Origin of the sequence: Bizionia gelidisalsuginis (genome assembly GCF_008086185.1) — a bacterium.
Lineage (GTDB): Bacteria > Bacteroidota > Bacteroidia > Flavobacteriales > Flavobacteriaceae > Bizionia > Bizionia saleffrena.
On the sequence record NZ_VSKN01000014.1, the window covers coordinates 15297 to 27814 of the forward strand.

The 12518-nt window shown below is 33.8% G+C and carries 16 protein-coding genes; 7 read left to right on the forward strand and 9 right to left on the reverse strand.

Going from position 1 to position 12518, the window contains the following annotated elements:
• Positions 1 to 84: 84 nt before the first annotated feature.
• Together ES677_RS10590 and ES677_RS10595 are read right to left on the reverse strand one after the other, a co-directional pair.
• Positions 85 to 633 carry a hypothetical protein gene (locus tag ES677_RS10590; RefSeq protein WP_148381225.1) on the reverse strand — a complete coding sequence of 183 codons (549 nt, stop codon included), beginning with the start codon at positions 631 to 633 and terminating at the stop codon, positions 85 to 87.
• On the reverse strand, positions 617 to 1144 hold the full coding sequence (locus tag ES677_RS10595; RefSeq protein WP_148370702.1) for a DUF421 domain-containing protein: 528 nt from the start codon (positions 1142 to 1144) through the stop codon (positions 617 to 619). Before ES677_RS10595 ends, ES677_RS10590 begins: the two co-directional genes overlap by 17 nt.
• A 260-nt stretch (positions 1145 to 1404) precedes the next feature.
• On the opposite strand from ES677_RS10595, the gene gntA reads away from it, so the two are divergent.
• Together gntA and ES677_RS10605 are read left to right on the forward strand one after the other, a co-directional pair.
• Positions 1405 to 2082, forward strand: coding sequence for a guanitoxin biosynthesis heme-dependent pre-guanitoxin N-hydroxylase GntA (gene gntA, locus ES677_RS10600; protein ID WP_148370701.1), 678 nt, complete (start codon positions 1405 to 1407; stop codon positions 2080 to 2082).
• Positions 2083 to 2097: 15 nt separating this feature from the next.
• Positions 2098 to 2691 (forward strand): DUF1989 domain-containing protein, encoded by a 594-nt coding sequence (locus ES677_RS10605; protein WP_148381226.1) that lies wholly within the window; start codon positions 2098 to 2100, stop codon positions 2689 to 2691.
• A 46-nt stretch (positions 2692 to 2737) separates the two neighbouring features.
• Here the strand turns inward: ES677_RS10605 and ES677_RS15315 are convergent, their stop codons facing one another.
• Positions 2738 to 2893: a hypothetical protein gene (locus ES677_RS15315; protein ID WP_170234461.1), complete on the reverse strand. Its 156-nt coding sequence runs from the start codon at positions 2891 to 2893 to the stop codon at positions 2738 to 2740.
• A 293-nt stretch (positions 2894 to 3186) separates the two neighbouring features.
• Here ES677_RS15315 and ES677_RS10610 point away from each other — a divergent pair, with 293 nt between their 5' ends.
• Positions 3187 to 4227, forward strand: a complete 1041-nt coding sequence (locus ES677_RS10610; RefSeq protein ID WP_148370699.1) for a sensor histidine kinase — start codon at positions 3187 to 3189, stop codon at positions 4225 to 4227.
• Positions 4228 to 4736: 509 nt separating this feature from the next.
• Positions 4737 to 5126 (forward strand): hypothetical protein, encoded by a 390-nt coding sequence (locus ES677_RS10615; protein ID WP_148370698.1) that lies wholly within the window; start codon positions 4737 to 4739, stop codon positions 5124 to 5126.
• A gap of 23 nt (positions 5127 to 5149) precedes the next feature.
• On the opposite strand, the gene ES677_RS10620 is transcribed toward ES677_RS10615, so the two are convergent.
• From ES677_RS10620 to ES677_RS10645, 6 genes are all read right to left on the reverse strand, one after another.
• A complete protein-coding gene (locus tag ES677_RS10620; protein WP_148370697.1) occupies positions 5150 to 5617 on the reverse strand; it encodes a YqiA/YcfP family alpha/beta fold hydrolase in 468 nt (155 codons plus the stop codon).
• 69 nt (positions 5618 to 5686) lie between these two features.
• Positions 5687 to 6142: a pyridoxamine 5'-phosphate oxidase family protein gene (locus tag ES677_RS10625; protein ID WP_148370696.1), complete on the reverse strand. Its 456-nt coding sequence runs from the start codon at positions 6140 to 6142 to the stop codon at positions 5687 to 5689.
• A 144-nt stretch (positions 6143 to 6286) separates the two neighbouring features.
• Positions 6287 to 6577, reverse strand: a complete 291-nt coding sequence (locus ES677_RS10630) for a chaperone modulator CbpM (protein WP_148370695.1) — start codon at positions 6575 to 6577, stop codon at positions 6287 to 6289.
• 1 nt (position 6578) lies between these two features.
• Positions 6579 to 7463 (reverse strand): DnaJ C-terminal domain-containing protein, encoded by an 885-nt coding sequence (locus ES677_RS10635; protein WP_148381227.1) that lies wholly within the window; start codon positions 7461 to 7463, stop codon positions 6579 to 6581.
• Positions 7463 to 7675: a hypothetical protein gene (locus ES677_RS10640; RefSeq protein WP_148370693.1), complete on the reverse strand. Its 213-nt coding sequence runs from the start codon at positions 7673 to 7675 to the stop codon at positions 7463 to 7465. The genes ES677_RS10635 and ES677_RS10640 overlap by 1 nt, the downstream gene beginning before the upstream one ends.
• A 486-nt stretch (positions 7676 to 8161) precedes the next feature.
• Positions 8162 to 9160 carry a metal-dependent hydrolase gene (locus tag ES677_RS10645; RefSeq protein WP_148381228.1) on the reverse strand — a complete coding sequence of 333 codons (999 nt, stop codon included), beginning with the start codon at positions 9158 to 9160 and terminating at the stop codon, positions 8162 to 8164.
• A gap of 254 nt (positions 9161 to 9414) precedes the next feature.
• Here ES677_RS10645 and ES677_RS10650 point away from each other — a divergent pair, with 254 nt between their 5' ends.
• The 3 genes from ES677_RS10650 (at position 9415) to ES677_RS10660 (ending at position 12492) form a co-directional block, all read left to right on the forward strand.
• Entirely contained in the window at positions 9415 to 10197 is a 783-nt protein-coding gene (locus ES677_RS10650) for a DUF3108 domain-containing protein (protein ID WP_148381229.1), read from the forward strand.
• A gap of 7 nt (positions 10198 to 10204) precedes the next feature.
• The gene (locus ES677_RS10655; protein WP_148381230.1) at positions 10205 to 10549 is read left to right on the forward strand and encodes an FUSC family protein; all 345 of its coding nucleotides are present in this window, start codon (positions 10205 to 10207) and stop codon (positions 10547 to 10549) included.
• 389 nt (positions 10550 to 10938) lie between these two features.
• Positions 10939 to 12492, forward strand: coding sequence for a M28 family peptidase (locus ES677_RS10660; protein WP_148381231.1), 1554 nt, complete (start codon positions 10939 to 10941; stop codon positions 12490 to 12492).
• Positions 12493 to 12518: the final 26 nt, after the last annotated feature.

Sequence of the window (12518 nt, forward strand, 5' to 3'; positions counted from 1 at the left end):
AAAACGTAACTTACAGTTGTAAATAAAACCTCCTTATGCTACAAAAAGAGCACGTCAATTTAATTTTACGGCATATTCAACATCTTAATTTTGTTCATCATCTGTACCGTCGATATCTTCTTTAGACAATAGTGGATGGTCCTGCCCTAAACCAATAATAGAAATTAAATTAGTTACGGCATTGTATAACATTAAAATAACGGTGATCATCATTCCGCTAATAATAGAAGTAGAACCAAGAGTTGCCCAATAGATTGCAGTAAACCACGACGTCGGTACGTTTTCAGATTCTACGATTGGAATGTTGAAAAATTGAAAAAGAATTAAAGCCGAAATAAATAAAATGACATCGAATTTAGCAATATTTAAAACCTGATAATAATGTGTGTTTTTTAAAGTGTTTTTAGAACCAAAACTAACACTTAGCAGCGTTAAAAGTAACGCCAGAATAGTTGCCGTGGCCAGTACAATAGTATTACATAACATATTTAAACCACCTAAAGATACCGTTAACAAGTGCTTTGCTTCGTAACCAGAAACATTACCTAAAAGAAAAATCCCTAAACCGGTTAATAGAGTAGCCATTGCGCCCCCATAGATTGCATTTTTGTTTGTTTTAAGAAACTTCATCATAGCTATTTGGAATATTGGCATCGGTTAATAATTGAAGATTTAATGCTTTGTTTTCAGCATTATGAATCACAGAAACATCCCCCGTACTCTCAAAAACAACAGCCTTTACTTCTTTGAAATCATGCACATTTGCTTCTCTCAATTTAGCTATTAAATCGTCTTTACCCACATTACAACTTTTAAGCCTATCGTAAAGAATTTCGCCATTCCACATAATAACTTGCGGTTTATTAGTAAACAATTGCTTAAAGAACTTGTTTTTTCTAACGAAGAAAGAAAACAGAGTTTGAAAACCTATAATCGTTACGAGCACAATTGCAGCCTTAGTTAAAGAATAATCATTATTTAATATAGTAGATGCTAAAACAGAACCGACCGCTATAGTAGATGCAAAATCAAAGCTAGACATTTTAGCAAACGTTCGTAATCCGAAAACACGAGTTATAAAAATTATTAATGAAAACACTCCAAGTACAGATACAATTAACCAAAACACTTCTTCTAAGTCCATAATTCTTTTGTTTTAAGTTACAAAATTAGGATACTTAAAGCTGAAGTGTTACTTCTTATCAATTAATTTTTTGCTCATATAAATGTTAAATGGTATACTGTTTTAGTAAGTTGTTTTGAGATAAATTAAATTGTTAAAGAGTAAACCCATTAAACATTTGTTTATTAGTTTTGTGCAAATTAGAACGTAATTGCGTGCCGCTCTCACTAGAAATAGCGACGCTGCACCTTAACATTAAACGTATAACAAATTATAAATTTATGGCTGATTTAGGTAACGTCGCTCACCTATCATTTCAAGCAATTGAAGACGATTATAAAAATTTTGTATTAAAGCAGAAACATCCGTGCGTGATGGCGAAAACAGTGTTTTTAATGAATAATTACCATTTAAAAGTTTATGATTCTTTAAACGACAATGTATGTTTAAAAGCAGTATTAAACGATTTGGAAGCATATATTAATCAATACGATTTTGAGTCTAACGAATTTGAATCCTTTATGGCTGTTTTTCCGAATGACCATTTTACTTCAGAATTAGAGTTTGAAAACAAATTATGGAGCGTATTACAGAAGCTTCACGATATAGACGATTGCGACTGGGACCCTACAGTTAGTAGTGATCCAGATAGTTCAGAGTTTAGTCTTAGTCTTAAAGGCAAAGCGTTTTACATTGTAGGCCTTCACCCAAATAGCTCTAGAATAGCAAGGCAGAGTCCACATACGACAATAGTATTTAATTTACATTGGCAATTTGAGAAATTACGAGAAATGGGAACCTACAGCAAAATAAAGAAAAGAATTAGAAAAAGAGATCAGAAACTTCAAGGATATATAAACCCTGTGCTTAAAGATTTTGGTAATGACACCGAGACAAAACAATACAGCGGAAGGGCTATTGAAAGTGATTGGAAATGTCCTTTCCATACTAAAAAATAAAAACATAAAAGAAATATGAAAGAGAAAATTACTATTGCAAAACAAAGTGGCAAAGCTTTCAAGCTAAAGAAAGGAGACATTTTAACTGTAATTGACCCGAAAGGACAGCAAGTAAGCGATATGGTACTTTTTAATAGTGCAGACACTAAAGAAAAAGTATCTTCTGGTAAAACTCTAGATTTTGAAGAATCCATTTTAATAACAACAAGCAATTACCTTTGGAGTAACCGCTCTAACAAAATGGTCGAAATTATTAAAGATACTAATGGTCGTAATGATTTTTTGCTCGCACCTTGTAGCAAAGAAACTTTCGAGGTTATGTACAACCATAAAGGGTATCATCCAAGTTGCCTAGAAAACCTATATAAAAACTTGCAACCCTTTGGTATTGATTTTGACGATATTCCAAATGCCTTTAACATCTTTATGAATGTTCAATTTGATTTGGAAGGTAAGATTTCAGTGCTTCCGCCAACGTCTGTAGCAGGCGATTTAATTCAATTTGAAGCGTGTATGGACCTTATTGTATGCCTTACAGCATGTTCAGCAGAAGACAGTAATGGTGGCTCATTCAAACCTATTGAATATTTTATAGAAACTGTTTATTAATACGAATGGTACTATTGATACTATATGATCAGTAGTACCATAGTTATTATTCTTCTTCTCCTCCAGATCTCTTTTTACGCTCATCATTGGTTTTACCATATTGATTGTAATGGCTCTTTTTCTGAGCTCCCTTTTCGTCTGTAGCGTTTTGATATAGCTCTTTTTCGTGTTCCGTTTTGGGGTTTTTTCTATCTTTACTCATACAATTTGGTTTTAATGAAGTATTAAATTATTAAAAAATAGTGAGCTCAGTTTGCGCATTTAGATAAAAATTTAGCTTATTTATGCGTAAACTTTTATACGATTCTATTGTGGTGAAGATGTTACACGTCTAGAAAACGTGCCGTAAAAGCCTTATCTTGGTTGCTTACGATTTAAAATAAAGCTTATATAAAGAAATTCTTTTTCTTTAATTAGAAAAAACCAACGAGTATCAATCTTAAAAAAATAAATAGCTCTTATAATTGTCTCCCTGTTAAATAGTATTACATAATTATGAAAACCTATCACCGACTCTCTCAGTTATCATTTCTAAAAAAGTACTCTTACAAATTTTTATTCGTAGCCTTCATAGGTATTCATATTCCCTTATTAGGTATTATTGGTTATGTGTTGTTTGCAACTTCGGTCTCTATCACTGGATTTATTTTAATAACCTTAGGGTTAACTCTAGGCGCTACAGTAATAACCTTAAGAATTCTAAACTCATTGTTAGACCCTATCATAAAAGGGAAGGTTGCATTAAGTAATTACGTAGAGCACCATATAGTACCCGATCTTCCTAATTATTATTCTGATGAGATTGGACAACTGTTACAAAATATCCAATACACCATTGAATGCTTAGAAGAGGTGGATATAGAAAAACAGGAGGTTACCGAACTCATTTCACACGATTTAAGAACACCGGTACTTCAGTCTATCGAAATTATAAAATTTTTAGAAGAAGATGGGCACGATACTCATCACCGCGTTGAAAATTTAAAGATGTTGAAAGAAATCACCAATAAACAACTAAAGTTTCTTGAAGAAATGCTTAACATTTTGAGGTCTAAAAATGTAGAAGTTGTTTTAAATAATTTTGAAGATTTAGATTTATCACAGCTCATTTACACCGTTATTGATGGACAAAATAAACGCCTTGCTGATAAAAAGGTGTCTGTAATTAACTCTTTTCCTCGCGGTATAAAAGTTAGAGGACATTCTATTGCTTTAAGACAAGTTTTTGAGAATTTATTGGATAATGCTATTAAATTTTCTAATAATAACGGTGAAATACACATCTCTGGAACAACGAATATAAACAGCGTAAACATTAAGATAAAAGATGATGGTATGGGATTCGACACGCATACTGAAAAAATAATGTTTAGTAAATTTGTACCCGGCCATTTAGGTGTAAATGGAGAACCCTCCACTGGATTAGGTTTATATTTGACCAAAAAGATTTTGAATAAACATAATGGTACTATTGAACCCTTTAGCCTAGGAATGGGAGAAGGAGCAACGTTTCTAATATCCATTCCTATCGCATAAGAAGAGGTTTTAGAAAGAGCTGAAACTAGAAAAAAAATTGTGGCGTTAGCTTCAGTACTCCAAGAAAAAAACACTTTGCAGCCCAAGTAATACCTATTGTACGCCTGTGATAAGCCAAAAGAGCACTTAAACACGTGTTTACAGACTCACTTTATAATAATAATAATAATAATAAGTGATTTGTTGGATTTTTTAGAATCGTTTATAAGTTTTAGGCCACAATAGGTTGTATTAGTGGACATTAAAATAATACGCAAAAATGCTGGTCTACAAATTTCGTACCGTCACAGTTCCAGACTCTATTTGAAGGTTTAAAATGGAGATTTGTGTAGTACACTCAGAAAGGAGTTTTCCCCCTTTGAGAGGTCGATTTCGAGTGGCTATTCTTTTAGAACTCATTATTTAAACTTTAAAGGCGTTAACCCTTTAAAAAAATATTCCGCAATAACTATTAAAATTATTTACAGTATATAACATCTATTTATTAGCTTTATTAAAAACTGATATTTATGGAAGCTGTAGCGTTAATTGAAAAACTAGGAACCACCGAAAAGATACAATTACATTTATTACAAGTTATAGATGCTTTTCAGAATATGGATTATCATACTTTAAACGACATCCTAGATAATGGGACGTATTATCAGGATATGAAAAAAACAGCTTTTATATACCGCCAGCAGTATATTTTTAACGCACTACAAAATCTTGGAGACACTTATCTTAACCTGTCTACAGATATTTGTACGGGCTGTATGTGTAATGAGCCTATTTTTGTCTTTACAGGCAATCAGTCTGGAAGACGGTATGCAATTTACATTCAGTTTACCCAGGGAAAAATAACAGATATTTTTAAATGTGCTATAAAGTCTCATATGTTTGATTGCTTACCTCCATAAAGCAACCTATAATTAGTAACTTATTAAAGCGAATTAAAGTGCTTTTTAAAAATTTCAAAGGGTGTTCTGTGCCCCGTCGGGGCATAGGAGTGAACAAAATTTGAGTTTCTATTTTCTAAAAATTGAAGTGTTTTAATAGGCGAAATAACGTCATCGTTTTCACCTAAAACAATGGTGTGTAAAACATTGGTGTTATTAACGCAATTAACATCTGGCTTTTCTGCAGTGGTTTGTTCTAAGGCTGGATTAAAAAGTAAGCTTGGTATATTAAACTTATTACTAATATGATAACCTAAATATCCACCTAAGCTGCTTCCTATAATGAGATGCACAATAGTGTTCTCGCAGATCGCTTCTAATTCGGCAAATATGGTCTTTGAATCCTTCTTATAATTAAGCTGCGGATTGAATACATGATGTTTCTCTTTGAGCCATTCAATTTTATTAGATTGATTACTACTCATTAAACCGTGCAAATAAAGTATAGTCATACATTTATAATTCTTATCTAAGCGCTATGCTCTCATATTTTAACACAAACTAAATCGACAATTAAAAAATTACTCCGTGCGTATTCTCCCCGTAACCTCATCAATATTAATAAGGAAAACTATAGGATAATCGGCGGTATCTATTTTACTAGAAAATTCTTCAATAAAATCTACCGTTCTAAATTCATTATTTACCACAAGGTGTTTCACGCCTAAAGAAAAGGTGTGCATTTGTGCTTTTGCTTCGCTATTAGAGAGCTCTTCGTAGGTACCGTGGACTAAAATAGATTTCCAAGAACTTACTGAATTCACATCGGTTACCAACAAAGAGACGTCACGGTTTTCGCGCATTCCTCGTATTTTGTGTCCCATTGCCGAATACCCAATAATAGCATTTTTCTCTTTATTATAAAAATAAGTTATAGGCACTACAAACGGTTTGTTTTGTGATATATATGCTAAATTACCAATATAATTATCGGCTAAAAGCCTTAAGTTTTCAGTGTCTTTTAATGGTCTTCTCATTCTTAATTATTTTACTTTATACTCATTATGGAAACGCTTATCTACCCAATTAAATACCTTTCATTACTGATTGCAATCAGTTAAACACAATCTTTTTAAAAATTTCAATACAGTATATATGTTAAAAATTTAAACGAGCTGCAATTACTCGTAAGTATTCAACTTATTTCTAAGATTTAATACTTCTCCTTGAAGTTTTTCAACTTGTTGTAATAAGTTATAAATCGCATCAATACCTTCTAAATTAATATCGAGATCATAATGCAAACGCATCATTTTTTCAACATTATTAAGTTGTGTTGTTTTTATAAATTGGTCAGTTTCGGTAATCGTAATTTCAACCAATTCGTACTCTTGTAACGCACTAATAAATGTTATGGGAACTTGATAATGCTTACAAAACTGTTGTATAGAAATTAGGTGTGTTGTATCCATTTTATCGTAATTTTGAGAGTTCGGTAAAGAGTTCTTTTTCCTTATCGGTAAGCGTCGTTGGTGTTACAACGTTATAACTTACAAATAGGTCGCCAAACTGACCGTCTTTTTTATACTTCGGAAAACCCTTACCTTTTAATTTTACTTTTGCTCCGTTTTGTGTTTCTGGCTTAATCGTTAGTTTCACTTTACCGTTAAAGGTGTCTACTGTTAACTCTCCTCCTAATAACGCTGTATATAAGTCCAAATCGGCAGAAGTATACAAGTTATCGCCATCCCGTTTAAAAACAGTGGTATTTTTTATAGAAAAAGCGATGAGTAGGTCACCATTAGGGCCACCATTAACACCTTCGCCACCGTGCCCTTTAATTTTTATGACTTGCCCATTCTCTACTCCTGCCGGAATAGTAATACGAATGTTTTTACCATTTACAGTCAGTGTTCGTTTGTGGGTGGTATAAGCCTCTTTAATATCGATTTGTAATTCGGCATTAAAATCTTGACCTCTAAACTTAACCTGTCGCCCTCGAGATTGCGAACGTCCGCCAAACATCGAACTAAAAAAATCAGAAAATTCATCATCGCCAGACTGTTGCGACCCCCGCTGTCTATCATACTGTTGCCTGCTTTGCTGTCTCTGCGCTTGTTCGTAAGCTTCTGCATTTTGCCAATGTTCACCATGAGCATCGTATTTTTTCCGATTTTCAGAATTACTTAAGACCTCGTTCGCTTCGTTTATTTCTTTAAATCGTTTTTCAGCTTCTTTATCGTTGGGGTTAAGATCGGGATGGTGTTTTCTGGCGAGTTTTCGGTACGCTTTTTTTATGTCTTTATCTGAAGCGTCTTTAGACACCTCTAAAACTTTATAGTAGTCAATATATGCCATTAGTGATTAGGATGTGGTTTTAAATGCGATTTAATCAGTGATTTCAAGCTACAAATATACTCTTTCATAATGGCACTATCCATATGTGGATGCTGCAACGATGGTATGGTAATAGGATCCTCATCTAAATGCACATACAATTCTGGATATTCCGTCTTAATTCGCATAGTAAGTATGGTAATTTTATTTAAAAGATTGTGAAGAGATTTCATAATTCAACAAATTTTAAAGCAGTAAACTACGGGTTTATAATCGGTATTAAGATACAATAATCTTTTGAGATTACTCCAATATAAGATAAGACTTTATATTTTATTACCATATCAATCTGTATGAAAACAATTACATATAGGCCGTTGTCTATTGATTGGTTTCTTACTTCAATTCAGGATCTAATAGATAGTTACAACTGTTGAAGCTTACGCGCTATTAAATTAGGATACGAACCTTAACGGAATGAACAATCTATAACCTGTTAAGTAAAAATTAAACGCAATCTTATTGTACAAAAAAGATAAGGGGAAAGGAGTATAGAAAAAATACGCAAGAAATAAAAACCAAGTGTTTACTCACTGGCTCACAGCACTTTCTAACTACCACTCTCCTTGAATTAAGAAACTTAAGTAGTTTCCTTCATTTTTTGAATTACAGAATATTAAAGAACTATACCTTATAAAACCACTCTATAAACAAGCACCTTAATTCCCTTTAACGCGCTGCCATAAGTCAATCAGTAACTTTTTACCTTCTCGACTGCCTTTTGGCGCCTCAATTAAACTGACGTCGCCATCTTTAGCAACAGCAATTAAATAACTAAATACGAAATTTTTAGCTTCCGGTTGAATACTTAATAACCCGAAGCGCAAATCGTTAAAGTATAAATCCCCCTCTTTTTTAGTTATCGTGTACCAACCTTTAGAAATGGCAATCATACGTTGTATTTTTTCGGAGTGGATTAAATCTCCTAAATATTCGTGATGTTTAGGGTAAGGTATAAATGTAATGGGCTGCGAATCGAAAAAAGAATAATAGCCTATTAAATAGTGGCTATCGGTTTCTACATTCGCACACCATAATATGGTGTTAAATGGTGCGGGTTTAGTTTCTAATTCGTTATAAACAATTCCTTGTTCTTCTAACGCATTTTCGAACATATTGTAAGCAATCCCCTTACTTACAAAGGTTAACGCTAAATACAAAGTACTCACTAATAATCCTAAACGATTATACTTACGCCGTTTATTAGAACTTCTATGCTGCAATAGCGCCATAATTAGAAATACTAAAAAAGGCAGCGTGTATAGCGGATCGATAACAAAAATGGTTTTGAAGGCTAGTCGTAAGTCGAACGGCCAAAACAACTGTGTCCCCCAAGTAGTATGCGCATCTAGAATAGGATGCGTAATAAAGGTCCAGAAAAACAACCACGACCAATCTTTTATAGATTTATGTTTATCGTATCTGGTAACGAGCCACGCGAAAACAGGTGCAAAAACAACCGAAAAGAATATAGAATGGGTAAACCCACGATGAATTTCCAGAGCACTAACCGTATTAGTAAAAAAAGACGCGATAATATCTAAATCAGGAATGGTTCCTGCTATCGCTCCGTATAACATAGCACGGTTACCAATTTTCCGACCTAAAACGGCCTCGCCGACTGCGGCACCTAATACTATTTGTGTTAACGAATCCATAGTTTAAAAAAAGGGTTATAAAAGTTGCAAAGCTAAGCAAACTAAATAGTATTTTGGAGTCTTTTTATAGTGGACAATTTAACAAATCAATATGGATAAAAATTAACAACTAAGATTATTTTAGGCACTAACTATCTATAATGTATTGGTCGTTTTATGTATTTATTTTCTACGCTTTTTTCTAAACTATTTTAATAATACCTTTGGAATAATAAATGATTAATTAACCGTTTTAAAAGACTAATATTATATTTATGCAACGATTACTTATTGTGTTATTATTGTTAACGAGTCTCTCTATAGAGGCACAGAATAACGCGTTTATAGCAGGAGAGAAACTTACTTTTACGGCGTCTTACAATATGTCTGGTTTAATGACAGATTTAGCGCAGGTAACGATGGAAACTAGCGAGGTAAAAACATCATCGGCAACACTTTTGAGATTAAAAGGGACAGCAACAACCTATTCTAAATGGGATAGCTTTTTTAAAATTCGCGATTTATACGAAAGTTACGTAAGCCCAAAAACAGTAACACCATACTTATACAAACGAGAAATTAACGAAGGGGGTTACTATAAATACGTTAAGTACAACTACAACCACAAAACCCGAACAGTAAAAAGTGTACTGCGTAAGAAAAGCAAGAATTTCGAATCTGGTTTCTGGGACCGTAATAGTACCGTTACTATTACAGCGGGTACACGCGATATTATGGCCACATTATATCAATTACGTACTTTAGATATCCATAAAGCACCAGTAGGTGCCAGCGATACGTTTACGGTGTTATTCGATAACAAAGAAACCAAGTTTTCTTTTACAATGATGGGTAAAGAAACCTTAAACACTGCACTTGGTAAAATGCAATGCTACAAACTAAAACTAAACGTTATTGGTAACGATGTTTTAAAAGGAAACAGTAACTTCCTATGGTTATCGGCAGATCAAAACAAAATACCAGTATTTGCTAAATTTAAAGTCGCTGTTGGTAGCGGAGAATTACGAATCAAAGACGTTAGCGGTCTAAAAAACTAATAAAATTATGAGACTTACATTTATTATTCTTGGTTTAATCACCTCTATCTTAGCAGTTATCTTAGCGATATTACCCTTATACATATTATCGTTTATTCCAGCAATTTTAGCCATTCTATTCGGTCTTTTAGGTTTTTTCAAGTCTAAAAAAGCACACAAACCAACGCACACTACACAACTTATCTTTTTATTAACCATAATTGCTTTTGCCATTGCAACGTACCAAACGGTATATTCTACAACTGAAGTTGGCGATACTGAACGATTAGAGTTACGTGAAGAAAGCTCGCTTGAAGACTCTATAAATGAATTGGAAGACATTGAAATTATTGATAGTGATATTGCAGATTAATAGTATCCAAACGCATAGTAAAGCACTATCCTGAAGACTCTAGTCTAAAGGGCACTTCTTTGTTACATTACATACCTATTCTAAAAAAAATACGAACGCTCTAGTCATTACAATTCTGCAAATCATAATATTCTGGATATATTTTGCTGTAATAATCTTCACCCCCATTTATCAAATACTTAGAGACACGCGCAACGGGGCTATCGCCCTATGGCCGTAGTTGCAGCACCACTTATTTCTGGCGCAGCTTCGCTCTCAGGCAATCTTAGACTATAAATAATACCATAGTGAAGATATTTAGAGTGTTAAAGAGTGTTAAAGCATTGCTAAAAGCCCCTTTATTTCTCGTATTTTTAGCAATTAATCTAACTTATTATAGACATTCTTTTATGAAAAAAGCACTTTATCTAGTTGCCTTATCGCTTCTTTTTTCTGCTTGTGGTAGCACAACTCAGAGTACGACTAAAACAACACAACAAACTGCCGATCCTTCGGTGTATGCCAACACGATTACTCAGGCAGAATTAAAAACGATGCTGTACACGTATGCATCTGATGAGTTTGAAGGCCGAGATACTGGAAAACCGGGTCAGAAAATGGCGGTAGACTACATTAGAGATTACTACATTAAAGACGGCGTTCCTGCTGCAAAAAAAGATGGTAATTACTTTCAAAATGTGCCTTTACAAGTCTTAGGAAAGCCCGATGTTGCGATAAACGTAAACGGAGAAGCCTTTACTTACATTGACGATTTAATATCGGTGGGTGCTGGAAATACGCAAACTATTACGGCCAACGAGATTGTTTATGTTGGTTTTGGTTTTGAAAATGAAACGTATTCTAGTTACGACGGATTAGATGTAAAAAATAAAGTGGTGGTTATTAAATCTGGAGAACCTAAAAATGCAGATGGAACGTACCTTATAACAGGAACGACTGAAACTTCAGAGTGGTCTGAATATAGAACGCAATTTGCTAAGAAAAGAGATATTGCTAAAGAAAAAGGGGCTAAAGCCGTGTTATTTTATTACCCAGAAGTGTACAAAATGGCCGCGCTTAGATATGGGAATCCAAGCGGACGTATGACGTTAGACGTTGATACGAATGAAATGTATTACTTTATAATTAATACCGACTTAGCAAAAAGTTTAGTGAGTGATATTGAAACCAATAATACAGCAAAAATCGTTTCAACAAAGATGACTTTAGAATTCACTAACAATTCTGAAAAAATTATGTCAGAAAACGTTGCTGCTGTTATTAAAGGAAGTGAAAAGCCAGACGAATACATTGTAATCTCTGCGCATTTAGATCACGAAGGTGTTAAAGACGGTGAAATTTATAATGGTGCCGATGATGATGGTTCTGGAACAGTTGCTGTTTTAGAAATTGCTCAAGCCTTCGCAAAAGCAAAAGCTGATGGTTTCGGACCAAAGCGTTCTGTGGTATTTTTAAACGTCACTGCCGAAGAAAAAGGACTTTTAGGTTCTAGCTATTATACAGATCACGATCCTATTTTTCCATTAGCAAATACGGTAGCAAATTTAAATATTGATATGATTGGCCGTCTCGACCCTAAACGTGAAAAGAAAAATAGAGACTACATTTACCTTATTGGTAGCGATAAATTAAGTTCAGAATTACACGCTATTTCTGAAACAATGAACTCGAAGTTTATGAACATTGATCTAGATTACACGTTTAATGCAGAAAACGATCCGAACCGTTTTTACTACCGTTCTGACCACTATAACTTCGCTAAAAACAATATTCCTTGTATTTTCTATTTCAACGGAACACACGACGATTACCATAAGCCTGGCGATACACCTGATAAAATCGAATATGATTTATTAGAAAATCGCGCTCGCTTAGTATTTTACACGGCTTGGGAGTTGGCTAATCGCGACGCCCGTATTATTGTGGATAGATCAGCAAAATAATTAGGCTAAAAAATATCAAGACGTAA

What these genes read in the sequence shown, in the direction of transcription:
- ES677_RS10625 (WP_148370696.1), bottom strand. Translation starts at nt 6,142, where the DNA reads ATGAGAAGACCATTAAAAGACACTGAAAACTTAAGGCTTTTAGCCGAT.
- ES677_RS10590 (WP_148381225.1), bottom strand. Translation starts at nt 633, where the DNA reads ATGATGAAGTTTCTTAAAACAAACAAAAATGCAATCTATGGGGGCGCA.
- ES677_RS10635 (WP_148381227.1), bottom strand. Translation starts at nt 7,463, where the DNA reads ATGGCATATATTGACTACTATAAAGTTTTAGAGGTGTCTAAAGACGCT.
- ES677_RS10620 (WP_148370697.1), bottom strand. Translation starts at nt 5,617, where the DNA reads ATGACTATACTTTATTTGCACGGTTTAATGAGTAGTAATCAATCTAAT.
- ES677_RS10595 (WP_148370702.1), bottom strand. Translation starts at nt 1,144, where the DNA reads ATGGACTTAGAAGAAGTGTTTTGGTTAATTGTATCTGTACTTGGAGTG.
- ES677_RS10640 (WP_148370693.1), bottom strand. Translation starts at nt 7,675, where the DNA reads ATGAAATCTCTTCACAATCTTTTAAATAAAATTACCATACTTACTATG.
- ES677_RS10630 (WP_148370695.1), bottom strand. Translation starts at nt 6,577, where the DNA reads ATGGATACAACACACCTAATTTCTATACAACAGTTTTGTAAGCATTAT.
- ES677_RS10655 (WP_148381230.1), top strand. Translation starts at nt 10,205, where the DNA reads ATGAGACTTACATTTATTATTCTTGGTTTAATCACCTCTATCTTAGCA.
- ES677_RS10610 (WP_148370699.1), top strand. Translation starts at nt 3,187, where the DNA reads ATGAAAACCTATCACCGACTCTCTCAGTTATCATTTCTAAAAAAGTAC.
- gntA (WP_148370701.1), top strand. Translation starts at nt 1,405, where the DNA reads ATGGCTGATTTAGGTAACGTCGCTCACCTATCATTTCAAGCAATTGAA.
- ES677_RS10660 (WP_148381231.1), top strand. Translation starts at nt 10,939, where the DNA reads ATGAAAAAAGCACTTTATCTAGTTGCCTTATCGCTTCTTTTTTCTGCT.
- ES677_RS15315 (WP_170234461.1), bottom strand. Translation starts at nt 2,893, where the DNA reads ATGAGTAAAGATAGAAAAAACCCCAAAACGGAACACGAAAAAGAGCTA.
- ES677_RS10645 (WP_148381228.1), bottom strand. Translation starts at nt 9,160, where the DNA reads ATGGATTCGTTAACACAAATAGTATTAGGTGCCGCAGTCGGCGAGGCC.
- ES677_RS10650 (WP_148381229.1), top strand. Translation starts at nt 9,415, where the DNA reads ATGCAACGATTACTTATTGTGTTATTATTGTTAACGAGTCTCTCTATA.
- ES677_RS10605 (WP_148381226.1), top strand. Translation starts at nt 2,098, where the DNA reads ATGAAAGAGAAAATTACTATTGCAAAACAAAGTGGCAAAGCTTTCAAG.
- ES677_RS10615 (WP_148370698.1), top strand. Translation starts at nt 4,737, where the DNA reads ATGGAAGCTGTAGCGTTAATTGAAAAACTAGGAACCACCGAAAAGATA.